Origin of the sequence: Paenibacillus sp. FSL L8-0333 (assembly GCF_037965665.1) — a bacterium.
GTDB classification, from domain to species: Bacteria; Bacillota; Bacilli; order Paenibacillales; family Paenibacillaceae; genus Paenibacillus_AQ; species Paenibacillus_AQ odorifer.
Window position 1 is genome coordinate 617,550 of sequence record NZ_CP150186.1, and the last position, 24,254, is coordinate 641,803.

Here is a 24,254-nt window from a genome sequence, read left to right on the forward strand (position 1 = left end):
TATTTGCAATGTTGCATGGAGCTACTTCGTTTGTGTCTGGATAGGAATGACATCATTCTGATGCAGTGCATCGAGCACTTCATCCTTTAATTGAGATGTGAAGGCATTCCATGTTTTTTTACCGATGTCCAGTTCTTCACGTCCAATAGCATTCAGTGTTTCTAGCCACAGACGTTTGTCGTTAATCAGCCCAAGTTGATCTTGAATCTCCTTATAGATCTCCTCATGCGCATGAAATTTCTGATTTAACGCAAAATCGGCTGCACTCGCGGTATAGCGCAGTTCCTTAGCGGCAATTCTTAGCTGGTGCAAAGCGTCGAAGGCTTCTTTAGATTCGGCATTGTCTTCATGAAAAATAGCTTTACAGGTTTTTTTCTTCTGCTCATAAGCGATCTCAAGCTCACGCATAACAACGTTAACATTCTTTTTTGCGACTAGGGCTTCAAGCTGCTCGCTTAGGAAGGTCTTCCACTTTTCCTCGAGGCCTTCATTGATTAGTTCAGGCAGCTCATTAGTGAGCTTCTTGCGGTAAGTTTTGCGCTTGTCCTTTTGGTAAGCAATCACTGCCTTTAACAGGTCTGCAGTTTTAGAATCTCCGTTCTCCTTCGCTTGCTTGCGCTTGTTCTTAAAAGATTCTATTAGAACATCTGCATCTCTCACTTTACCTAATCTCTTTTGCGCTTTTTTGAAAATAGGGTACAGGCCTGAAGTGTGCCGCGGATCAAGAATGGATAATAGACTTAGCAGCTTACGGCAGTTCACTCTTGCCTGGTGGATATCTTCATCAGCGAATTTATTTAATGCGTCATGGCTGTAATCCCAAAAGTTGATATAAAGGTGGTTAAGGGCTTGTTCCCATTGCTTTGTTTTGGTTAGCTGTCGTTCTTTGGTCAGCTTGTCTCCTGTCATGCAGCATCACTCCTTAACGTTTGGGATAGCATGAATTTAGGGCTTCCCCTATTATGCTCTGGGGCAAGTCCATTTACTATAAGAATAGCGTTATCATAACCTCATTTCAATTCTCTACTCACAGCATAGAGACAGATCGGTTACAATATTACTATCATTATTTATACGGATAGGCTTGGATCTTTAGCTGGTAGAGAATAGCAGGTCTCGTGGCTCATATTCGGGAAAGAGGGGCTTTGGTGGATACTCGTGAGTATGATTCAATAATTAGTAAACTTCCTTCAGAAATGGGGCTCTTTCAACATCTGAGTGCAAAGGATGAGAGCAAAGATACAGAAGCAGGGAGCCTAGAAGATATGTTGGTTCCATTCGCTTTTGAGGAAACCTTATGCAGGGATGTTGGAGCGGGCATTATACCTCCTAGCTTACATCTGTGGAGTCATTCTGGTGGTGTGGCGCTTGGACTTCGGGACAGTAAGCTACCGTGTGCAGCTCAGGCGATGCTTATGCTTGAGGAGCAAGGGATTAGAACGGCGGTTAGGCATTCAGGCGGGGCTGCGGTGCCTCTGGATTCAGGGATCGTTAATTTTTCTCTAGTTCTGCCCAAAGGACGTGGAAAGCTGGACTTTCATGATGACTTTAAGCTCTTGGCTGCTTTGATCACGGAAGCGGTTGCTATAAGTCATCCACAGGCTGCGGCGCAAATTGAGGCTGGTGAGATTGTTGGTTCTTACTGCCCGGGTGATTTCGATCTGGCCATTAATGGTCGGAAGTTTTGTGGGATCGCTCAGCGTAGGCAGAATAATGCTTATTTTGTACATGCATTTGTTGTAGTTTCTGGCTCGGGACAAGAACGCGGTGAACAAATCCGCGATTTCTATGCGCAAGCCTCCGGAGGAGACTCCTCATTAGCTTATCCACGGGTTCGTCCAGAGACGATTGCTGGACTTGGTGAACTCGGTGGACCTGAAGTGGCGACAGTGTTTGTGGAGGGAATTATTCAGGCTTTAATTCACCGGGGAGTGTCTCTTAGACCATCCGGGATTTTGCAGCAAGAGACAGGATACAGCTTGGACTATGATGATCCACGTGTGCTCGATGCAACGCGGGTGCTTCGCGAGCGGTATTCCTGAGGGCTAAGCATGGGTTGGAGTCTGTTAAAAAAGGACGTAATGGAAAGCTGGCTAGAGCCAGCCTACGAAACGTCTTTTTTTAATATTCAATCACGCTCTTTTAATTATACAACTCAGGACGTCTGTCCGAAAAAATAGGAATTTGTTTCCTAATCTCACGCACCTGATGTAAATCGATATCTCCAGTTAGAATTTCTTCCTCTTCAGAAGCTTCACACACAATATCTCCCCAAGGATCAATAATCATAGAATGCCCAGCAAAGATATTGGCTGGATCGCTGCCTGCACGGTTGCAGGCTACAACATAACATTGATTCTCGATGGCCCGGCTGATCAACAGCGCCCGCCAGTGGGACAACCTGGGCAGTGGCCATTCAGCGCAGACGAACAGGATTTCCGCCCCTTGTGCGGTATGGGCGCGAACCCACTCCGGAAAACGGATATCGTAACAGATTAGCCCTGCACATAAGATGCCGTCCAATGTGAAGAGTCCTTTAGTTTCTCCCGGTTGGAGATACAAATGCTCCTCCATCAGCTGGAACAAATGCAGCTTGCTGTATTGTCCAACAAGCTCACCTGATCGATTAAATACATACATACGATTGGTGACCCCAGCATCATTACGGCTAGCCACTGAACCGGCGATGATATTGATGCTGTATTGTTTAGCCAAGCTGGAGATGAATTCCTTGGTAATTTCTCCTTCTAGATCGCCAATATCTTCTAAGCGAGTCAGATCATAGCCAGTGGTCCATAGCTCAGGGAGAATCAGACAATCAGGGGCTGCGGAAGCAGCTTCATTTATTTTCTGGGCAACAGCAGCATAATTCATAGCGGGATTGCCAAATGCTATATCCAGCTGAATCAGGGATATTCTCATAGGTATCCTCCTCTTTTGTTCAAGCGTATAGCACCGGATAAGGATAAGCAATGTTGATTTTTTAAAAATGATTTGATATATTAGTTGACGGGTCAATGATTATGCGTTAGTATAATTTTGTACAAAACAATTGCATGCAATTAAATTTAGAAAGGAGGCATATTTTGACGGAGCACTGTCCTGAGGAAGAGCATATATTTGAACTGCTGCAGGCTTTAAACAAAGGAATCTCTCCAAAATTCGAACGTTGTGCCGGGATTAGTCCCACACGGCTTCGCCTCCTGCACGAACTGTTTCGGGTAGACGAAGTCAGCCAAATCAGTCTGCAAAAGGAAATGGAGATTGATGGGGCAGCCGTCACACGTCATCTGAAGGGATTGGAAGAGAGTGGCATGATCGCCCGCCGCAATAACCCAGCCGATAACAGGGTCACATTGGTCTCATTAACCGATCAAGGTCGGGAAAGAATGGTTAAATATAGCGAAGAGAAAAGGCGGTTTATCGCTACTTTGCTAACAGGTTTTAACGATCAGGAGCGAGCAGTGCTCATTGATATGCTTAATCGTCTGCAATCTAATATCATTCTGTTGTAACTTACAAATCACACACTCAAAGGAGAATTACACATATGAACGCTACAAAAACAAATGACTTTCAAGAAATTATTACAGGACGCCGCTCTATCCGCAAATATGATCCATCCGTTAAAATCAGCAAAGAAGAAATGACACAGATCCTTACCGAAGCTACACTTGCTCCATCTTCAGTGAACATGCAGCCTTGGCGTTTTCTGGTCATTGAAAGTGACGAAGCTAAAGCTACTTTAGCGCCTCTCGCTCGTTTTAATAACGTACAAGTAGAGACTTCTGCAGCTATGATTGCCATCTTTGGTGATCTGAACAACTTCGATTATGCTGAAGAAATTTACGGTACTGCTGTTGAACGTGGACTTATGCCTGCTGAAGTAAAAGAAAATCAATTAACCAGATTATCCGCTCATTTCGCTAACCTGCCACGGGAAATTAACAGAGACACCGTGCTTATCGATGGCGCACTTGTTGCTATGCAGCTGATGCTGGTTGCTCGTGCACATGGTTACGATACAAACCCAATTGGTGGATTTGAAAAAGACCAAATCGCTGCAGCGTTTGGTATGGAAAAAGATCGTTATGTTCCTGTAATGCTACTCTCCATTGGTAAAGCTGTTGATGCAGGTTACCCATCTGTTCGTCTGCCTATCGATAAAGTTGCTGAGTGGAAATAATTATAAAGTTAGTAAGCCAACGCGCTACCATAAACACTAATCTTAGGAGGAATATACAATGATCATTATTCATGCTGTACTTAAAGTTAATCCAGAGCGTCGTGAACAGTTTTTGACGGAGTCTAAAGCATTACTGGCTGCTACTCATGCTGAAGAGGGTAACCTTTCTTATGAGCTATATGAGAATGCTGGAGAAGCCAACTCATTTATCATGATTGAGCAATGGCGTGATGCTGAAGCAGTATCCAGCCACAATACGAGCGCTCATTTCACTGCTTTCTCAGCTAAAGCTGGCGAATTCTTGGCTGCTCCTCTAGATGTTAAAGTATTTAGCGCAGAACAGGTAAAATAAGCTGTCTCCATTCTTAGGAATTCTGTTTAAACCTAAACAGGGATGATCCATAGCCATAAAGGCTGTGGGGCATCCCTGTTTTGCATTACACCCCGTTTATAAAAAGGAGATCTAGGGTATCTATCCTTACCTTGATTCAAAGGCATGCAATATAAACGATGGGGGACTTTACATATGAAGACACAGAGAAATATGATTGATTTCTTGAATTATTATCTATCCGGTGGATCGCTTGGCCGTATTATGGGTGTAGCAGGAGAAGAGGTGGAGCGTAAGCTTGAGGGGATAGACCTAGAGGCTGCCAGAGCCTATCGTCAGACGCTTGGCGGAGTCATTACGACAAGTCAGCAGCTATTCCAGCTTCCTGGATTTAGCCCAAGCTTACTGGAACAACTTACTGAAGTATTGGGCAGACTAGACTCAGGCAAGCTAAAGGTTCTGGCTCCACAGACTACTTGGAATAATCAAGTAACACCTTACGTGAATGGTCCAGAGTGTCTAGGAATGATATTAGAGGAGATTAGAAAAGCGCAGCATTATATCCACCTGTCTGTCATGCTTTTCTTTAATGATCGTTCGGGCAATCTGGTTGCAGATGAGCTATTTTATGCTCTTAAGCGTGGCGTTAAGGTAAGGGTTATGGTCAATTACACATTGACGGCATTGGGGTACGGAAATAATCTGGAGTACGGCCAGTTCTCCAAGATTGCTGATCGGCTTGAGAATGCAGGCGCCAAGCTGCTGAATACCTTCAATTCGTATTATACAGCCGTGGAATGGCGGGTGAAACGAAAGGCGCTGGAGCAAGAGGGAGTGCCGGAAAGTATTCTGTTTCTGCAGGATAAAGTGCAAGAGGATGTTGAGGTCACAGGACTAAATGTCATCGATCATCGGAAGTTTATGGTCATAGATGGGGTAACCTCGATTATAGGCAGTGTAAATATTGGTGACCAATATACGTATGAGACCCCAGTTCAGGCGTCCTCTGCAATGAGTATAGACGGACATCCACAGGGGATTCCTAGTAAAGAGGCTGAGTGGCATGATGGCTGCTTCCGGATTCGCGGCGCTGCAGCGCAGCCTTTGAATGCGATGTTCTATTCTCGCTGGCTGCTTCTAGGCGGAGATCATTTTGATGTGAATGAGGTCTTTTATTATCCTGATGTGGATTATCATTTTGGTGAGGAAGAATGTACGCTGTTAGCAAGCTTTCCAGGTAACCCGGTTAACCTGATTCAACAATATTATCTGGATTTAATTACTTACGCGGCTGAAGAGACTATCATCGTGAATCCTTATTTGATTGATCAGGATTTTTGGGATCGGCTCGGGCTGCTTGGTCCGGAATGCTCGTGTAATTTGAACATTTGCAACCCGCTGGAGGTCAATGATCATCCTACAAATCGCGCGGCGGTAAGAGGCAATATGTATATGCCGTTTATTAACGGTGTTTCCTTCTATGACTACAGTGCCACCGGTCGATTTTCCCATTGGAAAATTACCTATGATCATAGATCACAAGCCGTTTTTCATGGTTCATATAATATCAACGAAAGAAGTGCCTGCCACGATTTTGAGCTGGGAATGCTGGTAAAAGGGGAGGCCTTTGCAGAGCAGATAAAGTCTATGATCGATTATGACCTGAGTGTCTCGCGGAAGATTACCAGTAAAAGTGAGTTCTTTAAGCATCCTTGGCTACACCCTAGTACTTATCTGAATAAGGTAACCCAGAATTATACTTGATAAATTGGGCTAATTCTCATGATATAATGATCGTTATAAATCATTAGGGTGGAGTATTGGCTATGCAAATCAAAATTACAAAAAGTGGTTTGAAAAAGGACGAGGTATTCTTTCTCACAGAATTTGGGGAGGGCCGGGGAATCTGGTGTGGTGCTCCTGTGAATCCAGGGGCAGAAATGGATGTGGAATTCGAGCTTTCGGAGCTGCTTATGAGGTGGGTGGATATCCATCCTGTACCTGCAGGTGAGTTCAATATCAGGCTCGAGCAGGATAAGGTTATTTTTACGGGCGTGTTGGAGAATATTGAAGAAGATGGCACAGGATACTTACGAATAGGTGAAGGGTTAGTGATGTTCGAGTGTCTCGGTGAACCTATGGCACTGGGTGTGTTCGTAGAATTGCAGGTCCGTGATGTGCGAATCTATCCCTTCAGTATTTGACGCTTCTCAGGGACTAAGATAACATACAAAGATAACATTAGATTCAGAAAGTTAAGCAAGAGGAGTAGAAAGCTATGAACACCGAAATTCAGCAATTTAAGACCGAATTCTTCAAGGCGCTGGCTCATCCGATGCGTATTCGTATTCTGGAGCTGCTCAGCGAAGGTGAGAAGAATGTGAATGAACTGCAGGCTATTCTCGGCTCGGAAGGTTCTGCTGTATCCCAGCAGCTAGCTGTTTTACGCGCCAAAAATGTAGTAACCAGTGTGAAAGAAGGCACCACAGTCATTTATGCCTTACGTGATCCTCTGATCAAGGACCTTCTGGTCGTGGCCAAACAAATATTTGATAACCATCTCGTGAATACCATTTCATTGCTGGAAGGCATGCGCGCGAGTGAAAATGGCATAGATTAACGTTATTTTGGCGTTGACAACAGTCGCGTCCTAGAGTAATGTTCTTCTTATATTCAAATAATCAGATATTTAAAGAAAAGAAGGTTTGAACATGACAGGGCGGGGTCGTTATAAAGGCTACAACATGAACGCTTTTCGCAAGGATTTGATATCGGGGACAATCGTCGGAGTTATTGCCATTCCTTTAGGGATGGCATTTGCTATTGCTTCTGGTGTAAAGCCGGAATATGGCATTTATACGACAATCGTTGCCGGCATATGTATTTCATTGTTCGGGGGATCAAAATTTCAGATTGGTGGACCGACAGGTGCATTTATTCCTATCTTGTTCGCCATTGGGATGCAGTATGGTTATGAGAACCTGCTGTTAGCAGGGATGATGGCGGGGGTTATTTTAGTCCTCATGGGATTGTTAAGGCTGGGTGTACTGATTAAATTTATTCCGAAGCCGGTCACGATTGGTTTCACAGCAGGAATAGCGGTTATTATCTTCACCGGACAGATTGCTAACTTCCTTGGGTTAAGGGATATTGAACGGCACGAGAGCTTTGTAGATAACATGAAAGAAATTGGACTTCATCTATCGACGATCAATGGATATAGTATCCTGACCGCCGCGATTTGTCTGGCCGTTGTTATCCTAGCGATTCGCTTCGCTCCGAAGGTGCCGGGCTCGTTGGTCGGCCTTCTTTGTGCGACTGTCATAGCAGCGTTATTTTTTAGCGGTAAGGTGACTACGATTGGTTTGGCCTATGGGAATATCCCTAATACACTGCCAAGCTTCCGTTTTCCGACCATTACCTGGGAGCGGATTACACTGCTGATTCGTCCGGCCTTTATCATCGCGATGTTGGGTGCTATTGAATCCTTATTGTCAGCTGTCGTAGCTGATGGGATGACAGGCAGCCGCCATAACAGCAACCGTGAACTGATTGGTCAGGGAATCGCCAATATTGCAGCTCCATTGTTTGGAGGAATTCCAGCTACAGGTGCCATTGCCAGAACCGCCACAAATATCAAAAGCGGTGCAGTTTCTCCGATCTCAGGGATCGTTCATGGGGTAGTGGTATTCCTAATTCTTCTGTTGTTTGCACCCTATGCTTCTAGTATTCCGTTGGCAGCGATGGCTCCTATCTTGATGGTAGTAGCTTGGAATATGAGTGAACGCAAACAATTTCTTCATTTGCTTAAAATCAAAACAGGTGATTCTTTGGTATTATTCATCACCTTCTTGTTGACGATATTTGCAGATTTAACGCTGGCCGTAGAGGTGGGATTAATTCTTGCGGTGATTTTGTTTGTGAAACGGATGGGAGAGGTTCATCTGGTATCCAAAGTATTGCCTGATCCTAATTCCGTCAAGGTAGGGGCACATATGGTAACGGAGAGTCATGATTGTCCGCAGATTGGGATTTATACCGTGGAAGGGCCGCTGTTTTTTGGCGCTGCGTATAGATTTGATGACACCATGCCCGGTTATGGCTCAGACCAGCCGAAAATTATATTAATGCGGATGGGAAAAGTGCCATTCATGGATACTACGGGCGAATCCAATCTGGCGGAGCTGGTGCGGCATTTACATGCTGTTGGAGGGAAACTGATGATCTCCGGTGTTCAGCCGCAGCCGCTTGAGCTACTTAAGAGAACCGGGCTATATGATAAAATAGGAGAAGCACAGTTTTATCACCATACCGGTGAAGCGATCAATGAAGCTCTTAGCAGTATTAATCACAACAAATGTATCGGATGCAGTCATGCGGCGTTTAGGGAGTGTACGGCATTATCCTGTCAGGAGGATGCAGGTGGACTACGAGGTCTGACAGGACGCAAGAAGCCAGCATTGCCTCTGAACTAATCAGCGGTACTTGAGCTTAATAAATAAATAAAGTCGGCCTGGGCGCTATTCTTGCGTCTGGGCTTTTGTATTAAAATTGGACTTCGGAATTCTGAATTTGTACAATTGGGTATAAGTTTAATGTAATCAATATTGATAAGGAGAATATAAGCTCATGAAGGAATTGAATTATCCGAAGGTGTTTATGCTCTTGGCGGGATTGTCTGTCGCTACATTGGGGGTATATCGTGTAGTGTCACTTCAGACGGATTCGTTTTACGGTTTTTTAATTTGGAATTTGTTCTTAGCTTGGATTCCGTTTTTATTCTCCATGGCTGCTTATGAGCTAGACAAAAGGAAGATAGGCGGTTTATTACTTCTTCCTTTGGGTGTCGCGTGGCTGCTGTTCTTTCCAAACGCGCCTTATCTCATGACTGACCTGGTGCATTTAACGGTAAGAAAAAGTAGATATATCGTGGAGGGAGCCATTCAGAATCGCTACTGGTATGACTTGGTCACTCTTTTATTGTTCACCTGGAGTGGATGGTTGACCGGGTTCTTCTCATTGTATCAGTTCCAGACGGTCATTTATCGTAAAAGCAACCTGCTGTGGTCATGGGTATTCGTGCTTGCGGCATGTATGCTCGGGGGATATGGTGTACTGCTTGGCCGAGTCTACAGACTCAATAGCTGGGACGTCCTGACGGACAGGCATCAGTTGTATCAACTTGTTCTGGATAGCCTGAATCTCCAGTCCGTATTTTTCAGCTTGTTCATTGCCTTTGTCCTGCTGGTCATTTACGCGACGATGTATTGTCTACTCAATGCTCTTGGCACCGGAGAAAGACGAAGAGTTACCAGAGGGTACTAATCGGTACACTCCGGCTCAAACTGGAATTGCTTCAGATCTACCACACCTTTTTCATTAAAACTAACTCCCTCTCCCTGTAGATAGAGCCTCTGGAGGGAGTTAGACTCATCCTCAGTTAGTGCGATCATTCCTTTAGCATTAATGACCCGATGCCAGGGCAGCTTATATTTTTTGCTCATGGAGTGAAGGATGCGAACGACCTGCCTCGCTCCTCTTGGGCTACCTGCCGCGCGGGCAACTCCTCCGTAAGTCATCACTTTACCTTCTGGTATAGACTGTATGATATGAATAACTCTCTCAGTAAATGGTGTCATAGCAAGCTCAAGCTCCTATATCTTATTTTTATCCATTGCTCCTCAACAGATAAATCAATTCTAAACGAAACGGGGGACGAACAGGAGGATTTTTTGAGGATAGCAAAAAAAGGGTTGCAAAGCAATAAATACGCGTGGTATATTCTAACTGTAAAAATAATCTAAACGTTTAACAACGTGATTGAAAGAGTTCCATAATAAGATAGGAGAAGGTGTAATGAGGAAAACCAGCATTAAAGACATAGCCGCAAAGGCTAATGTTTCGATTGCTACAGTCTCCTATGTGCTTAATGGTACCCGCAATGTACGTTCTGATACAAGGGAACGAGTTGTTGCCGCCATTGAGGAGTTGAATTATAAGCCGAATGCTATTGCGAAGAGTCTCAAACTCAACCGTACGAATACAATAGGTGTTATTGCAGAAGATGTGACGGTATTTAACACGCCCGATATTATCGATGGAATTAATGATTTTGGAGATCGAAACGATTTGCATATTTTACTGGTGAATCTTCGTTTAGACAAGCGTATCGGCCGTAACTTCTCGAATACGGAAGACTACCGAAAGTATGCCGCTAATGCGGTTGCCGAACTGCTCAGCAATCAAGTGGATGGGATTATTTATATCGGTGTTCATCCCCGTGATTTAACGGGTCTAATCGATACGGAGGGTAAGCCGATTGTGTATACCTACTCTTACACACAGGACGATATCTCTATCCAGTATAACGATGAGCAAGCTGCTTACCAAGCAATGTCCTACTTGGTTAACCAAGGACATAGCAGAATTGCAGTAATCAGTGGTTTGATGGATTCTATCCCTTCCAGATTAAGACTGAACGGTTATTACAAGGCAGTTACTGAATATCAATTACCGTTCGATCCACTGCTAATCAAGATGGGAGACTGGGAGAGGGAATCGGGGTATCGCCTTACCTCAGAGTTGCTCTCTTTGCCGGAGCCCCCAACCGCGATTCTTTCTATGAATGATGTAATGGTTGTAGGTATTTTGCAGGCAGCAGAGGAAAAAGGGGTTAAAATACCGGATGATCTGTCGGTTGTCGGTTTTGATAATCGTGAATTCAGTGATTACTTACGCCCGCGTATAACAACAATGGGACTTCCGCTACATGAGATGGGCTATCAAGCTATTGAGGTTTTGTTCAATTTAATCAAGGGGACGAAGATGGATTCACTGACCATGCCGGAGTGCCGGTTGATCGAACGTGATTCCGTGGCTACGTTAAAAAATGCTGTGAAACAAAAATAAGTTTCACAGCTCCTTTTTCCTCATAAATCTAAACGTTTAACTTAAAATATCGAAGAGGTGCTAGGCAATGACGATTCTAGGCAATGAAAACTTCACGATGGAGCTAAGCGACCGCGGAGCACTTCAGTCTCTGATATTACAGGGCGACCCTAGTGAAATGAATTGGGTAGTTGATCCGTCTTATTTGAAAGAGGCAGGTTATGCGGATACAGATAAGCTATTCGGAGAATGGACAATAGAGCTGGACGGGAATATCATAAAAAGCACTGATCTGTTGCCCAAAATTACGCCAGAAGGAAAACACCGTGTAATTGTGGATTTTGAAGGCGCACCGATTGCAATCAGACTTACATATTCTCTGGAAGATGAGCGACTAAGATGGACTATTGAAGCTACAAACCGCTCACCACAATCTGTAAGAATTAATGGACTTCATGTGTGGCTTTCGCTCGCGTATATCATGTACAGAGATGAAAATGTGCAGCGCAATATGAGCCAGTCCTGTGCAGTGTTCCCCCATCTTGGTGGGGATTTCGCTAAAATCGCTGCTATTCGACGGAGCAACAAAGCACCACATCTGGGTGTTTATGGGGTTCAGGGCAGAACAGTAAGCGTAGGTACTTATTGTAGTTATAAGAATCGTTTTCTTGAGCAGGTCTCCCCTTCTTTGGATGGTCTGCTGTATCATCGGCTATCGTTGGTGGAGGACGGATCATCTATGACCGAATCTGCAGCTGCCGACTGGATATATGGTGGCGCTTACAGTTCGCTGGATCTTGGCGCTGGGGAGACCTACAGCTGGGAATACATATTCCATCCCTGTCAGAATCGAGATGATTTCTATAGGCAGGGCATGGCCTATGGACATCCGCGCTGGAGCTATACGCCTGTATTAACCCGAGGAGGAAGGTTCGAAGCTGTTGTTGATCTGCCGCAGGGCCAGGTTCTACGTGAGCTGCGTTTGTATAGCACTTTACCGGGGACGGAGCTGATCCGCCAGGAGAATATTACGAACGAAGCTGTACGGTTGGAGTCAGGCAGTAGCTATGCTATATCTTTACAGCGTTTGGAGCCGGGAGAACATAAGCTGGAGCTGGTGCTAGAAGATGGACGGAGCGATATCCTGGTCTGGAATGTACTGGAGTCGATTGACTGGATTCTGGAAAAGAGAGCCGAGTGGTTGGTAAATAATAACTTTGGAGGGACAGGGGAGGTCGAAAGGCCATATGCCTTCCGTCCGCTATCGAATCAGGGAGAATCGCTGGGTAAGGTTGCTTTTCTACTGATGAAGAATAGCATGGCCAAGGCTGTCCCAGAACAAGTAGCTAAGGCCGAGATTGCAGCAGTATTGGATGTGAAGGAGCATTGGTTTGAAGGCGGGGATTTTAATCATCCGCGTCCCTTGTACGGAGAATTCTACCGCATTTATGATCTGGATTATATTGGGCATGTCTTTTATCTATTGTCACGAATGGACGGTTCATTACTTAAAATTCATTCTCCTAGAGAATATCTACAATGGGCTGCCGAAATCATGTGCCTTCGCCTAGACCCTGATCGGCACAGTGGCCAGCGTGAGAAGGATGAGAGCCGTCTAAATGGGATATTTGTGCTCTATATTCTTGATTTATTAGAAGCACTGAAGCAGTGCGGTCTTTCAGAAGAGTATAAACGTCTACTTACCTTATGGGAGCGCTTTGGTAGAAATCTGGAGACAGGAATACAGCAGTATGAGGGAGCTATAACGGAGCATTTTTACGATAATGCAGGATTTGGCCCTACCTGTGAAACGTTGTGTCACCTTGGAAATAAAGAGGAGGCCCAGCGTTATGGACAACTAATTCTGGCAAATATCGGATTCAGCAATGATTACAGAGTGCAGAATCCGGATCGCTGGTGGGAAGCTTTGTCTTATATGATTCATTCCCTTTGGGGTGGATTGGTAGCAGGAGCATCCCGGGTTGCCTATGAATTCCTTGGAGACCCTGAATATTTGGAAGCCGCTTACCGTTCTACGATGGCAGTATTCAATTGTTACGATTGGAATGTACGCTCTACTCCACGCCGTTTGTTGCCTGGAGAGGCAGCTTCTACATATAGTGTGGCAGCTCCTAACCTGAATATGCCAGAATTGTCGCGAAACCGTTTTGGGCAATCCGTATTTGTGGGGGCAAGTGATTCCTTGTTTGCTTCGCTGTTCTCGGGTGTGACAGGAGATGATTGGGATATGGGGGAGGAGCTAGTGGCCTATCTAATGGGCTTCGGGACAACCACATATTTGTACAGGGATCCACGCGGAAAGATGCGCTGTATTAACGGTTATATTGAAGAAGACTCGGAGGGCTGGATCGTAACAAGTTACGCTGCATATCCGTCAAGATATGTGCTGCTTGAGGACAAGCTCGAATATCGCACAACTGAGGGGATGCTAGAGCCTCACGTAAGACTGGCAGGCGGAATGTTCAGCCCTTGTCTGTAATCGCTAAGAATGACAAACCATGATGATTTTAGGCTAAAGCTTTAAATGCTTGGCTTGAAATAAATAGATATGAAAAAAGGGAGGCAACAAACATGAAGTTTGGAAAACGTACTCTAGTTCTATCTTTAGCATCAATGATGGTTTTTTCCGCACTGGCAGGTTGTTCGGGCAATTCCAACAATGCGGCTCCAAAGGCATCTGAAGGGTCTGGAGCAGCCAACAAAGAAACTACGTCTGATAAAGACGTAACCTTGGAATTATTGTATTGGGGTGATGATGTGCAGAAAAAGCTGGTAGAAGCGGCAGCAGAAAAATATACAGCCGACACCGGAGTAAAAATCAATGCACAAGTGCTTCCAGCGGATGGCTCCTTTGATACATTTATTCAGACCCGGCTCGAATCCGGCGAACTTCCAGATATCAGTTATATGGGCGAAGGTGATATCCAAAAGTACAATGAAATGGGAATTATCGAAGATATCAGCGATTTATTAGCGGACGGAAGTATTCCTGAAAAACTATCAGCGATAACAATCCATTCACCTGAGCAAAAAGTGATCGGAGTCGGTCTATCCAACCAGCTGGAGCTGCTTTACTATAGCAAGTCCAAATTTGATGCAGCAGGTCTTGAATATCCACCCTCCAAAGTTGAAAATGCGTGGGATTGGGATACATTCGTAACAAACGCGAAAAAGTTAACGACAGATACTAAAGGAAAAACAGCGGCAGATGAAGGCTTTGATGCTGCTCTGACCGAGAACTACGGGCTTGGTATGACAGCGGGACGGGAGTTCCACCATTTCTGGGCAGCTTATGCCAACGGTGGCGGGATTGTTTCCCCGGATGGAAAGGAGTTTCAATGGGATTCTCCCAAAACGGTTGATGCCATCCAGAAGCTAGCTGATCTCGTTAACAAAGATAAGGTTGCATCCGCTTTCAATTACACTTGGAATTCCGGAATTGGTTCTGCGGTAGACGCTTTGAGTGGTGGTTATGCCATGGCGATCAGCGGCTCTTGGGATCTAGCTAATATCAAAGGGAATGAAGATATCGGCGTTGGGGTTCTGCCTAAGATGGAAAAGGCAGTAACGATGAACTGTGGTGCTCCACTTGTTGTGTACAATACATCGAAGCACATTGAGGAAGCCAAGAAATTCTATGCTTACATGGTCAACCCTGAGAACAGTCTGGAGCTGCTGAAGAGTGGTGCGTGGTTGCCAAACCAGGCAGATTGGTATACCGATCCTACCTTGGTTGAAAAGTGGACCTCCGATCTTCCTGAAAGCGCAAAAGAAACTATCCTTAGTTATTCGACAACGAAAGATTCTATCGCACAATGGCCTGCATATTACGTTCCTGCCTACCTCAAGATGAATACTGAATATGAGAAATCTATTGATCAGGCATTGGCAGGTAAGAAAAGTGTTAAAGAAGTCTATGACGCGATCATGCCAGCGATCAAGCAGTTGTTCGAGAGCGGCAAGGTTTCCTAATTAGAGCTTATATTTGAAAAGAGGGCTATTGCTTATGAACCCAGAGAGCAAAACCGAAACGGCTGCGGTCTATGTTAAAAAGCATGCCAGAGGTGTCACCAAAGAGGCGGTGGCTGGATATTTGTTTGCAGCACCGGCCATTATTGGATTTTTGGTATTGACGCTTTATCCGATGTTGGCCAGTTTGTTTTACAGCTTTCATAAAATAACGATTATGAGCGGAAGCCAAGTTATGGAATGGATTGGGCTGGATAATTTCCGGTACATATTCACCAATACCAGCTCCGAATTCAAGAAATCCATAACGGTGACCTTGATTTATGCCTTCATTAACGTGGCGCTTGTAATCACCTTTTGTCTGATTGTTGCACTCTTATTGAACCGTAAATTTATCGGCAGAAACTTGATGCGGGCTATATTCTTTCTGCCGTCTGTAGTTCCGATGCTGGCGACAACGATTGTGTGGCAGATGCTTCTACAGAACCAAGCCAAGGGTGGACTGCTTAACTGGATTTTATTGCAGATAGGAATAGCCCCTGTTGATTTCCTGACTGATCCCATCCGTATTTTTGAGACATTGTTTATCATGAGCTTGTGGACCTGTGGTGGGACGATTGTTGTGTTCATCGCTACGCTGCAGGATGTTCCGGGAGAATTGCTGGAAGCCATCGAGATGGACGGGGGAAATGCTTGGCACAAGTTCCTCAAAGTAACCTATCCGACGATCAAGCCTGTACTCTTTTTCCAATTGATTATGTGCATGATGACCTCTATCCAGATTTATACGCAAAGTGTGGTGTTGTCCAGAAATGGTGCACCCGATCGGATGACTTATTTTATCAACGTTATGATCTATGACCATTCATTTGTTCAGGTAGGGATGCGCGGTTTGGCGTCTGCTGAGGCATGGGTCGTCTTCCTAATCACTATGGCCATTACTGGTGTGCTGTTCTACTTCCAGGGCGCATTTAAAAGGGACGATTCGATGGGCAAAAGAAAGAAGGTGAGATAATGGCGGCAACCGCAATTATGAATTATACAAGTATCCAGAAAAAAAAGAAAAGAGCTAAAGCCATCAATACCGGGCTGATTCTGTTCTCCTGTCTGCTCGCAGTGGTGTTTGCTTTTCCGCTCTATTGGCTGCTGCGAGGTGCCTTCGTGAGCCACACAGAAATACTGGCGCGGCCGCCTGTGTTTTTCCCCGAGTCACTAAATGTCGATAATTTTCGGCTTGGATTGGAACGTATTCAGTTCCTGCGGCAGCTCTGGAATTCAGTTTCGATTGTAGTTCCTTATGTGATTGGGACGGTGCTGACGACAAGCTTTGCCGGGTATGCCTTTGCTAAGCTGAACTTTCCGCTGCGCGGGATGTGGTTCGTGCTGGTCATCAGTACGATGATGCTGCCTAGTGCCGTAACCCTGCTGCCACAATATTCCCTGTACACTTCGCTGGGACTAGCTGGCAAACCTGCTCTTATTATTCCGGCCTTTTTCTGTGCAGGCGGCAACGCGTATTTTGTCTTTTTGCTCCGGCAATTTTTTATGACGATTCCGCTAGAACTCAGTGAAGCTGCCAAGATTGACGGCGCGGGTTACTTCCGTATCTACTCCCGCATCATGCTGCCGCTTATACGTCCCGCAATGATTGTTGTGGCGTTGTTCAGCTTTATTAACTGTTGGAATGAATTTTTCTATACCATGATTTATTTGAAGACTGAAGCAGATTATACGCTGCCTATGGGCTTGTATATTGTGAACGGGATGCGCATTCCGAACTATGAACAGGTCATGGCACTGGCGCTCGTCGTTACAGCTCCTTGTCTAGTATTTTTCTTGATCGGCAACAAATATTTTGTTGAGGGCATTACATTAACGGGAATCAAGGGATAAAAAGGAGGAATTCATCCAAATGACAAGTCATAAATGGCCCAGAAGAGCTTCTGTGGCGGCATTATGTGCGGCTGTTGTATTAAATGCAGGGATTGTTCCCGTATCGGCTAACTACACGACTGATTTCTATCATGAAGGCGTAGGCACCGATTACGGGCAGGCGAAGTGGAAGGATAATTCTATTGTTAAGGAAGGCGTTAATTTCAGCGATGTCACCGTCGGAGAAATGATGCAGGCGATTGAAGCTTTTGATTTTGAGGCTTTTGCAAAAGATAATTCCGATTTGCCTTGGCTTGATGCCTTGCTTGTTAACGAAGGTGTCATTCCGGATGATGTCAACGATGAAGTTAGCGCCAATACTTTGTTCAGCCGGGGAAGCGCTTTGTACATGAAGACTCAGGATAATACCAAGCTGGGTTTTGTGGGAACGGTGCATTACGCGGATACTTTGAACAAGGACACGATGTATAACATCACCCTTTCTACAGGAGACTTGGCGGAACAGAAAAATGTGCGGAAGAACTACCCGAGTCATGAGAATCAGACCTACACAAGCGGAGGCCTGGAGATTAACCAGCGGAAATTTATTTCCAGCTATAACAGTGCTGTAACGCTGCTTCAGTTGAAGAATCCTACGGCCAGTGATATAACGTTGACGATGAAGGTTAAATCACCTTTCGTCTCAGCGGCTGAGGGTGATGAGCTGGTGGGTTACAGAGTGGCTGCTCCGCTAATGATAGGCAAAGCCGGGCAAAAGGTAGTTGAAGCGATGTCCTACGTGGATGTTCATCTGAGCGGAAACGGCATGAGTCCTTCCGGAAATGAACTGTTTAGAGAGATTACAGTGCCCGCCGGTGGCTCCGTTGACCAAAAGGTAGTCATGGGTTGGCTCGCGGATGAAATACCGGGCTCAAAGCTGCATTATGAGAGCTTTAAGGCTGCTGACAGCAATGACACAGCCTTCTCTGCACAGGTGCGGGAGTACAACGAGTGGTGGGCAGAGAACATTCCATATATCGATGTTCCCGATGAGAATGTGAAGAAGGTACTTTATTATCGTTGGTGGTGTAACCGCTTTAATTTGCTGGATGCCAACATTCCGGGCAATGACTGGCAGTTCCCAATGAACATGGAGGGCGTTCTCGGCTACAACAACGGGATTACGGTCAGTGTACCTTGGGCGATGCAGGATCTGAAATGGCTGCGTGATCCTTCCTACTTGTATGGAACCTGGCTGGCTCAAGGGGAATATTCCGAGAATAAGAATTATAAAAATAATCCCGGACGTCCTAACATCTGGACCTGGGATATGATGCAGAACACGTCGCAAGTAGGCTGGGACGCTTACAAGATTTACGGTGGTGGTCAGGAAATATTGAAGAAGTTTGCTGATTTTTCTGCGACTGATGTTACCGGCACACTTGAACATTTTAAAGGCACTAATCCAAATCTTGTTTATTATAACCATGGTCCGATTACAGGTAATGACGGAGATACCGTATCCATGCACTGGAATGGCAGTGGTAACTATGCCCGCCTGGATGGTTCTTCTACTACCTACGCCAATGCAGTGGCAACAGCGAAGATGTACGAGCAGCTTGGAGATACTGCGGGTGCAGCTAAAATGAACACTGTGGCGCAGAATATTAAGAATTCAATTCTGAATGAGATGTGGTACGACAAGGCTGACTTTGATGGTGACGGTGTGGCAGATACGAATGGTACCGGCAGCTTTTTGCATAAAAAAGTTGTGGGCGGTACCGATGTATTCAACCCTTGGCGGGATAATAACATGTTTGTCTTTAACTTTGGTGTAGTACCAACTGAAGGTGAAGAAGGATATGAGGCGAAATATTTATCTCAGTTGTCTGATTACGCAGATCCGAATTATTATCCGATCTTTCCTTTCTTTACAGCGGATCAGAACAGCATTATGAAGCGGGTAGAAGATTTCAAGAATGGCAAGACGGATGCCTTCGGTACAGACCAGTTCGCATGGTGTAACTTCGGCAACTATATTAATACCGTTCGTGCCTCTCTGCGCTATTATCCTATAGATAACATCAATAGTGACGTTTACAAAACACTGTTTGATTGGGGCGCTTGGTTGCATACAGTGGAACCGGGCAATACGGACCACCTGGACTCTAATGAATTTTTCTGGCTGGAGGATTACTTCTTCGGCACACCATGGACAAAAGACAATCCTCCTAACCCTAGCGGAGATATGGTACGGGCATGGATTCACCACGATACGCTTGGCATGATGAATTACACTGTAGTTGAAGATATGGCGGGTATTCAGCCACGGACAGATGACAAGATCGAGCTATGGCCGATTAATGTCGATTACGACTATTTTGCTGTAGATAACGTGCGTTATCATGATGTTAACTTATCTATCGTATGGCAGGATCCTGCTAAATACAGTGACAATCCTCATTATCAAGGTATTCCAGCAGGTTATTCGCTCTTCATTAATGACGAACTCGTAATGACAACTAACGAAATGTCCCATCTGATTTATGATACAGCTACTGGCAAGGTGGAAAAACCTTCAGGGGATGTAACTGGGGCCGTTGGCGACAACTCGAAGACACAGGTGTTATATGAAAAAGGCAGTGCTACGACGCTTGCTGCGGCAGATCAAACATCCTTAGCCAGCAATGAGAAGACTGTCGATATGTTTAATAAAGCAGGCGTTGATATTGTTAATAACGGTACGAATCTGGCTGTTGCTTCAGGCACTACTGTTGAATCGACTTATATCAAGAGCGGTTCGAATATCCGCAACCTGGCGGACAATTCGACAATCGCATCAATTAATCATACGTCAAACACAGCTTTATTCGGTAGTTCGCCGAATTCTGTCGATACGGTTACGTTCAAATTTGATGGAGTCCAGGCTGTGGACAATGTAAAAGTCTATTTCTATAATGACCGGCTTCTGAATGGTTATGGTACACCACAGACATTTGGTGTTGAATATCAGGATGCTGATGGAAGCTGGAAACCAGTGGAGGGACAATTCCGCTATCCGGAATATATTGCTTCCAACTATAACAATGTGGAGTTCCAAAAGGTTAACACTGCAGCGATTCGCATTCATGTGACGCATCCGCTGGAACTTGCGACCGCCATCAAGGAGATTCAGATCTACAACAATAATCTGGAGGTTAAGGCGGCTGCCAATCAGGCACCAAAGGTTTATCTAGAAACACCATTGAAGGTTGAGCAAAATGTTCCTCTGACGATTATGCCGCAGATCGTTGATGATGGGTTGCCAAGTGGCAAGCTGACTTATACCTGGGAGAAGATTTCAGGTGAAGGAGAAGTAGAGGAGACAGGGCTTGATAAAGCCATGCTGCAAGCTACCTTTAAGACGACTGGTGAATACGAATACCGCCTGACTGTCAGCGATGGAGAACTGGAAACTGTCGTGAAGGTTCCAGTCACCGTATTTGTAGCTACTGCGGAACTGACAGAGATGATCGCGAAGTTTGCGGATCGGGATTCCGGCAGACTTGTCCGGAACAAGGATGATTTTACTGCGGCAACATGGCAAGAGCTGCAAGCTGCGCTGACTGCTGCCAAGGCATTGCTGGCTCAGGGAGAATATACGCTGGAAGAGATCAAGGTGGCAACGGATCAAATGCGGATGGCGGTGGATAACCTTAGATACAGAAATGCTGCCCTTTTGGCTGCCCCTAGTGCCTCATACACTTCGGCATGGGAGTCTGTGTATGGCATTAATGATGGTTATATCCCTTATACTTCAGCAAGTATTTACAATAGCGAAGCAGAAACTCAGTATGGGAACTGGAGCGGTCCCGGTGAAAGCCACTGGCTGCAACTGACCTGGAAAAAGCCCGTGACTTTGTCAGGCAGCTCCGTGTACTTCTATGATGATGAAGGCGGTGTGCAGGTACCGGGAGATTACAACTTCGAATATTGGGATAAGGATGCTGGAAAATATGTACCGGTAACGGGCTTGAGCGAGAAAGGCAAAGCAAGAAATGCATTTAACGAGGTAACCTTTGACGAGGTGAAGACGGATAAACTCCGTTTGATTCTTAATAAGCAGTCCACCAGTATTTGGACAGGCGTTAAGGAATGGCGGGCTATTTCGTCTAAGCCAGAAGGAGAAGTTCCTGCTCCCGGCGACCATGGTGCGATTGTGAGCATTGAACAGATTGCGGTGAGTACGACAGTTAACGTCGTGCCTACGCTTCCAGCTAAGGTTACAGTAACTTACGCCGATAAAACGACAGGCTTGGCAAGTGTGGTATGGGAGGGAATTCCCCTTAACAAACTCACCATTGCTACAGACTTCACTATATTTGGTAAAGTGGTGGGCACCGATATTGCTGCCAGCTGCCGCATCAGTGTGAGGTACGATAAATCTAAACTTAAAGCAGCCATTGATACAGCGGAAGATCCTTCGGTAAATGAAGAGAATTATACCGGAACGCCTGAGCAATGGGAGGCATTACGCATTGCACTAGAGGCTGCTAAAGCCACTTATGCAAATGACGGTGCTACCGATGGTGATATTAATGTGGCATATTCCAGTTTGAAAAATGCCTTTGAAGCCTTACAGCCTGTCGAAGCTCATGATGCAACGATCAGCGGAATCACAATTCCGGGCGGATCTATTGATCAGGTAGCCAAAGAAATTATTTTACCGGATACGACTACGCTTGATGAGCTGAAGGAAGGACTTACTGTTCCGGTAGGGGTTACCTTCGCTGTGTACGAACCTGATAGCATTACTCTTGCGGGAGAAATCCAAACGGGTTACAAGGTCATTGTGACAGCACTGGATAAAACAACGACCAGAACGTATACCTTAACATTGGTTTCTGTAAATCCGCCTCTCATAACGGCACCCTTGGAGGAGAAGCTTAGAGCAATAGAGACTCTGGATAAGAGCCTTTATGTAGAGGAGAGCTGGAATACTCTTGAGAAAGAGGTAGCACGTGCAGTGATGTTGCTGGAGAGTGGAACTGCCACTCAGGCAGACATAGATGAGGCATTAAGTCAGCTTAATGCGGCGGTTGCGGGCCTGAAGTTGCTTTCAGAAGCTACGCCAACACCTACGCCAACATCAACACCTGTACCGACAGCGACACCAACGCCAACGTCAACACCAAAACCAACAGAGGCACCGGGTACTTATGTGCCGGTAGCTACGGCCAAACCGTCTCCTAGCGCGTCTGCGATAGCCCCTGCTGTAAGCAGTGGTAAAATCGTGGTCCAGACGGTCATCGGAGCAGATGGAAAAGCATTGGCTGAACTCACTGCCGCAGATGTTGAAAAGGCAGCAAAGGATGCAAAGGATGGTATTCTGTCCATTGTCGTGAATCCTGCCGGAAACGCGAAACAAATTGTAATTGAGCTGCCACTGCAGTCAATGGCAGCAGCGGGGAATGTTAAATCCCTCAAGATTGATACAGGAACTGCAAGCATAATGCTGCCGGAAAGTTTCCTGAAGACTTACAAAGATGCTAAGAACGGCAAACTTAAGCTTATTGTGGGCACTGGAGATGTATCCGGATTGCCACTGTCGGTAAGCAGTCAGTTGAATGCTGGTACAATTAAAGACATCAGTCTTAGCGTAGACGGTGTGGTTATTCCGAGTGATGTTCTGAAGACATCGGGGGTCAAGCTGGCACTTCCTTATACGCTGAAGTCTGGTGAGAAAGCTCATAAAGTAGTGGTTTATTACTTGAACAGTAATCAGCAACTAGAGATCGTTAAGAACGGAAGATTTAATACAGGAACACAGATGCTTGAGTTAACTTTGCCGCAGCTTGGCAGTTATGTAGTGGTTCACTCGAATGTTTCATTCAAAGATATCGCTACAGCTAATTGGGCGTTAAACAGCATTGAAGCACTCGCAGCACGAGGTGCAATCGAAGGGATGGATGCTGAACACTTTAATCCAAATGGAAATGTAACCCGTGCAGAATTCATCAAAATATTGATGAACGCTTTTGATTTACTAGATGAGACGGCTGTAAGCACATTTACAGACGTTAAGGATGGGGCATGGTATGCCAGTCCGATTGCGAGCGCTCAAAAGCTCGGCATTGTTAAAGGCAAAGCGGATGGCAACTTTGGTGCAAGCGAGGAGATTACTCGTCAGGAAATGGCAGTCATGATTTATCGTTTGGCTCAGACGATTAATATCCCATTGACTGACGGAACAAAGGCTACTGGTGAAGCATTCTCTGATGTGAACCAGTTGTCTGCGGATGCAGCCAAAGCTGTAGAAGCGATGCGTATTAGTGGAATTATTAACGGTATGACATCCAACCAATTTGGGCCAAACGGTAAGGCTACAAGAGCGCAAGCAGCGACAGTGATCTTCCGCCTGTTTGAGCAGCTTCAATAATCGTGCAGCAATAAAAAACACAGGTGTCCTAGTCATGCCAATGACTGGTGGGGTACCTGTGTTTTTTTGCTGCTGACCGTATGTCCCGAACGCCAGCTTTATTAGTTCAAAGCTGCTAGCTCAAAGGTGCCAGCCCCAAACGCCTAACTCAAAGTTGCTGGCTCAGAGATGCCAGTGCCAAACGCCTAGAACAAGCTGGCAACCCCTAAGGCCTAACTCAAAGTTGCTAGCATAGAGATGCCAGCCTCAAACGTCTAGATCGAAGTTGCTATCTCAGAGCTGACAACTCAAAAACACCTAATCACATGCTCGTATCCCCCATGCTCTTAAAACAAACTTTGCTTCATGGTATGTCATTTGAACGCAAGAGATCGCTAACGGACCCAGTAGCCGCTAAACACAGCATTTATCGACTTTTGGCGTGCTATCGGACTCCATAGTAGCATTGGCATGAAAACCGCCCAATATGAGCCTCTTTTGATAAAATAGCTGCACTGGAGTCCGAAAATGTGCCAAAAAGGAGATAAATGAGCAAATAACGCCTCCTGAGTCCGTAAGTGCCTGAGGAT

18 protein-coding genes are annotated in these 24,254 nt (G+C 45.4%); 15 read left to right on the forward strand and 3 right to left on the reverse strand.

All coding sequences use genetic code 11. The features are described 5' to 3' along the window. Positions 1-21: 21 nt before the first annotated feature. Positions 22-909 (reverse strand): CHAD domain-containing protein, encoded by an 888-nt coding sequence (locus NYE72_RS02745; protein WP_036676731.1) that lies wholly within the window; start codon positions 907-909, stop codon positions 22-24. Between the two features lie 239 nt (positions 910-1,148). Here NYE72_RS02745 and NYE72_RS02750 point away from each other — a divergent pair, with 239 nt between their 5' ends. Further along, a complete protein-coding gene (locus tag NYE72_RS02750; protein WP_051490931.1) occupies positions 1,149-2,042 on the forward strand; it encodes a hypothetical protein in 894 nt (297 codons plus the stop codon). A 100-nt stretch (positions 2,043-2,142) separates the two neighbouring features. Here NYE72_RS02750 and NYE72_RS02755 read toward each other — a convergent pair whose 3' ends face one another. Then, entirely contained in the window at positions 2,143-2,928 is a 786-nt protein-coding gene (locus tag NYE72_RS02755; RefSeq protein WP_036676852.1) for a carbon-nitrogen family hydrolase, read from the reverse strand. Between the two features lie 158 nt (positions 2,929-3,086). Here NYE72_RS02755 and NYE72_RS02760 point away from each other — a divergent pair, with 158 nt between their 5' ends. The 8 genes from NYE72_RS02760 (at position 3,087) to NYE72_RS02795 (ending at position 9,842) form a co-directional block, all read left to right on the forward strand. Further along, entirely contained in the window at positions 3,087-3,515 is a 429-nt protein-coding gene (locus NYE72_RS02760; RefSeq protein WP_036676732.1) for a MarR family winged helix-turn-helix transcriptional regulator, read from the forward strand. A 35-nt stretch (positions 3,516-3,550) separates the two neighbouring features. Then, complete coding sequence (locus NYE72_RS02765; protein ID WP_038568561.1) at positions 3,551-4,186, forward strand: nitroreductase family protein; 636 nt, start codon at positions 3,551-3,553, stop codon at positions 4,184-4,186. Between the two features lie 58 nt (positions 4,187-4,244). Then, positions 4,245-4,538 (forward strand): putative quinol monooxygenase, encoded by a 294-nt coding sequence (locus NYE72_RS02770; protein WP_036676736.1) that lies wholly within the window; start codon positions 4,245-4,247, stop codon positions 4,536-4,538. A 174-nt stretch (positions 4,539-4,712) separates the two neighbouring features. Continuing rightward, entirely contained in the window at positions 4,713-6,281 is a 1,569-nt protein-coding gene (locus NYE72_RS02775) for a phosphatidylserine/phosphatidylglycerophosphate/cardiolipin synthase family protein (protein WP_076316507.1), read from the forward strand. A gap of 62 nt (positions 6,282-6,343) precedes the next feature. Continuing rightward, entirely contained in the window at positions 6,344-6,721 is a 378-nt protein-coding gene (locus NYE72_RS02780) for a hypothetical protein (protein ID WP_036676739.1), read from the forward strand. 74 nt (positions 6,722-6,795) lie between these two features. Then, positions 6,796-7,137, forward strand: coding sequence for a metalloregulator ArsR/SmtB family transcription factor (locus NYE72_RS02785; protein WP_076316506.1), 342 nt, complete (start codon positions 6,796-6,798; stop codon positions 7,135-7,137). 91 nt (positions 7,138-7,228) lie between these two features. Then, complete coding sequence (locus NYE72_RS02790; RefSeq protein ID WP_076185164.1) at positions 7,229-8,992, forward strand: SulP family inorganic anion transporter; 1,764 nt, start codon at positions 7,229-7,231, stop codon at positions 8,990-8,992. Positions 8,993-9,146: 154 nt separating this feature from the next. Further along, positions 9,147-9,842: a DUF1361 domain-containing protein gene (locus NYE72_RS02795; protein ID WP_036676745.1), complete on the forward strand. Its 696-nt coding sequence runs from the start codon at positions 9,147-9,149 to the stop codon at positions 9,840-9,842. Here NYE72_RS02795 and NYE72_RS02800 read toward each other — a convergent pair. Continuing rightward, on the reverse strand, positions 9,839-10,156 hold the full coding sequence (locus NYE72_RS02800) for an MGMT family protein (RefSeq protein WP_036676747.1): 318 nt from the start codon (positions 10,154-10,156) through the stop codon (positions 9,839-9,841). The two genes, NYE72_RS02795 and NYE72_RS02800, sit on opposite strands and share 4 nt — an antisense overlap. Before the next feature lie 217 nt (positions 10,157-10,373). Here NYE72_RS02800 and NYE72_RS02805 point away from each other — a divergent pair, with 217 nt between their 5' ends. From NYE72_RS02805 to NYE72_RS02830, 6 genes are all read left to right on the forward strand, one after another. Further along, the gene (locus tag NYE72_RS02805) at positions 10,374-11,426 is read left to right on the forward strand and encodes a LacI family DNA-binding transcriptional regulator (protein ID WP_038568571.1); all 1,053 of its coding nucleotides are present in this window, start codon (positions 10,374-10,376) and stop codon (positions 11,424-11,426) included. A 67-nt stretch (positions 11,427-11,493) separates the two neighbouring features. Further along, entirely contained in the window at positions 11,494-13,905 is a 2,412-nt protein-coding gene (locus NYE72_RS02810; RefSeq protein ID WP_038568573.1) for a hypothetical protein, read from the forward strand. Between the two features lie 92 nt (positions 13,906-13,997). Next, a complete protein-coding gene (locus tag NYE72_RS02815; RefSeq protein ID WP_076138269.1) occupies positions 13,998-15,398 on the forward strand; it encodes an extracellular solute-binding protein in 1,401 nt (466 codons plus the stop codon). Between the two features lie 34 nt (positions 15,399-15,432). Next, complete coding sequence (locus NYE72_RS02820) at positions 15,433-16,410, forward strand: sugar ABC transporter permease (protein WP_051490934.1); 978 nt, start codon at positions 15,433-15,435, stop codon at positions 16,408-16,410. Next, positions 16,410-17,288 (forward strand): carbohydrate ABC transporter permease, encoded by an 879-nt coding sequence (locus NYE72_RS02825; RefSeq protein ID WP_081382617.1) that lies wholly within the window; start codon positions 16,410-16,412, stop codon positions 17,286-17,288. Before NYE72_RS02820 ends, NYE72_RS02825 begins: the two co-directional genes overlap by 1 nt. Before the next feature lie 19 nt (positions 17,289-17,307). Then, a complete protein-coding gene (locus tag NYE72_RS02830; protein WP_339211248.1) occupies positions 17,308-23,685 on the forward strand; it encodes an S-layer homology domain-containing protein in 6,378 nt (2,125 codons plus the stop codon). Positions 23,686-24,254 lie beyond the last annotated feature (569 nt).

Coding starts and splice junctions, on each gene's coding strand:
- NYE72_RS02745 (WP_036676731.1), bottom strand. CDS start 909: ATGACAGGAGACAAGCTGACCAAAGAACGACAGCTAACCAAAACAAAG.
- NYE72_RS02765 (WP_038568561.1), top strand. CDS start 3,551: ATGAACGCTACAAAAACAAATGACTTTCAAGAAATTATTACAGGACGC.
- NYE72_RS02770 (WP_036676736.1), top strand. CDS start 4,245: ATGATCATTATTCATGCTGTACTTAAAGTTAATCCAGAGCGTCGTGAA.
- NYE72_RS02775 (WP_076316507.1), top strand. CDS start 4,713: ATGAAGACACAGAGAAATATGATTGATTTCTTGAATTATTATCTATCC.
- NYE72_RS02780 (WP_036676739.1), top strand. CDS start 6,344: ATGCAAATCAAAATTACAAAAAGTGGTTTGAAAAAGGACGAGGTATTC.
- NYE72_RS02785 (WP_076316506.1), top strand. CDS start 6,796: ATGAACACCGAAATTCAGCAATTTAAGACCGAATTCTTCAAGGCGCTG.
- NYE72_RS02790 (WP_076185164.1), top strand. CDS start 7,229: ATGACAGGGCGGGGTCGTTATAAAGGCTACAACATGAACGCTTTTCGC.
- NYE72_RS02795 (WP_036676745.1), top strand. CDS start 9,147: ATGAAGGAATTGAATTATCCGAAGGTGTTTATGCTCTTGGCGGGATTG.
- NYE72_RS02800 (WP_036676747.1), bottom strand. CDS start 10,156: ATGACACCATTTACTGAGAGAGTTATTCATATCATACAGTCTATACCA.
- NYE72_RS02805 (WP_038568571.1), top strand. CDS start 10,374: ATGAGGAAAACCAGCATTAAAGACATAGCCGCAAAGGCTAATGTTTCG.
- NYE72_RS02810 (WP_038568573.1), top strand. CDS start 11,494: ATGACGATTCTAGGCAATGAAAACTTCACGATGGAGCTAAGCGACCGC.
- NYE72_RS02815 (WP_076138269.1), top strand. CDS start 13,998: ATGAAGTTTGGAAAACGTACTCTAGTTCTATCTTTAGCATCAATGATG.
- NYE72_RS02820 (WP_051490934.1), top strand. CDS start 15,433: ATGAACCCAGAGAGCAAAACCGAAACGGCTGCGGTCTATGTTAAAAAG.
- NYE72_RS02825 (WP_081382617.1), top strand. CDS start 16,410: ATGGCGGCAACCGCAATTATGAATTATACAAGTATCCAGAAAAAAAAG.
- NYE72_RS02830 (WP_339211248.1), top strand. CDS start 17,308: ATGACAAGTCATAAATGGCCCAGAAGAGCTTCTGTGGCGGCATTATGT.